We start from the raw sequence: 1,419 nt of genomic DNA on the forward strand, positions 1-1,419 counted from the left end.
GGGATATAGAAAATATAGAGAATTCCTTAGAAAAGGTTTTTGATTTTACTTTAGATAAAGAGCTGTACTTAGGTATTATTAAACATTTTTGTAATGTGTTTTTTGATGATATAGAAAATCGAAATTTAGAGCGTGCTAAAGAGTTTATATTGGAGTATATAAAAAAGAATCATCAAAATATTAAAAAGATGAATTTGATTATGGATATAATTCATAATACGAGAAATGAATGGTTTTATGATGTAGTAAAAACTTTTGTAAGTAACAATCAAGACTTGAATGTGTTCTCCAAGATTTGGTGGCTAAAAACAAGTAGAAGTTTTAGTGGAGATCAGTTGATAAGCGATTTAGAGGCTACTGACTGGAGACAAATATTAAATATAATAAATGAAATCGACTTGGGAATAAAATTAATACCTATAAAAAGATATGTAGCAACTAGAATAGAACAATTAATGCAGTATGCAGAAGAGGAAAGAAAAAATAGGTTTTTAAGAGGCAATTAAGAGGTTATTAGTATATACAATACTGTTCTCTATATTTAAAAAGACAAGTGTTATTAATTGTGTTTTATGTTCTATTATTATTAAATAAGTTATATTTCATCTTGAGAAATTTAACCTAAAGAAACTGCATCACGACAACACTTACAACATTGTTGAGTATTTTAGAAATTGTTATAGGAAATGGAAACAGCCTACTTTTTAGAAGGTTAGGCTGTTTCAATCTTCTGTATGAGTGCATTTATAAAGATTACTGTTAAGCAATTAGGTTCCTATATATTCAGGTTTTAAACATCCCTAGAATGGATTAGTTCCTATTAATAAAAGAAGTTATACCTCGACAGCTTCTTTTGCTAAACTATCATAGTGAAGCTCAGTTAATTGAGATTGAAGGAAATCATCATTTAGTAATTTCAAAAATAAATTTTTGGATTTTTTTGTTGTTAGCCTTATTCTTGATTTATCATCATTAAATTCAAATTTACCTCTTAATGTTGGATAAGTATTAACAAATTTAATAATAGTATCTGCCGGAATTCTGTTAAGGACTGGTGAATGTACTCCAATTTTAGTTAGTTTACGAGCAAAAGTAATGTCTTCTTTCATTTCTTCTAGAGAATTTATGTCTTCAATTAAATTTGCAGCTTCTATTTCATTTATTGTTCTCTCTGCAGTTGCCTTAATAACATCGTGAAAACTAAAAAACTTTTCAAGAATATTTATATTCTTTATAAATAAATGATCATTTAAACGGAAGAAATCGAAATCAGGATATATTCTCAAAACGTCATCAGACATTTCTTTAAATCTAGTTGCGTTTCCCAATTTAATTAAAGGTATCCCCTTGCTATCTTTTTTATATAAATTAATTGGAAAGTTTCTTTTATATGATATTAATGTATTATCGTTATAATAT

2 protein-coding genes are annotated in these 1,419 nt (G+C 26.7%); one reads left to right on the plus strand and one right to left on the minus strand.

From position 1 onward, the window contains the following. The coding region (locus V7083_RS20025; protein ID WP_335481235.1) for a hypothetical protein at window positions 1–506 on the plus strand (506 nt) is incomplete at its 5' end. 327 nt (window positions 507–833) lie between these two features. Here V7083_RS20025 and kwaB read toward each other — a convergent pair. Then, on the minus strand, window positions 834–1,419 hold a 586-nt coding region (gene kwaB / locus V7083_RS20030), incomplete at its 5' end, for an anti-phage protein KwaB (protein WP_335481237.1).

Origin of the sequence: Bacillus sp. JJ1764 (assembly GCF_036962145.1) — a bacterium.
Taxonomy (GTDB): domain Bacteria; phylum Bacillota; class Bacilli; order Bacillales; family Cytobacillaceae; genus Neobacillus.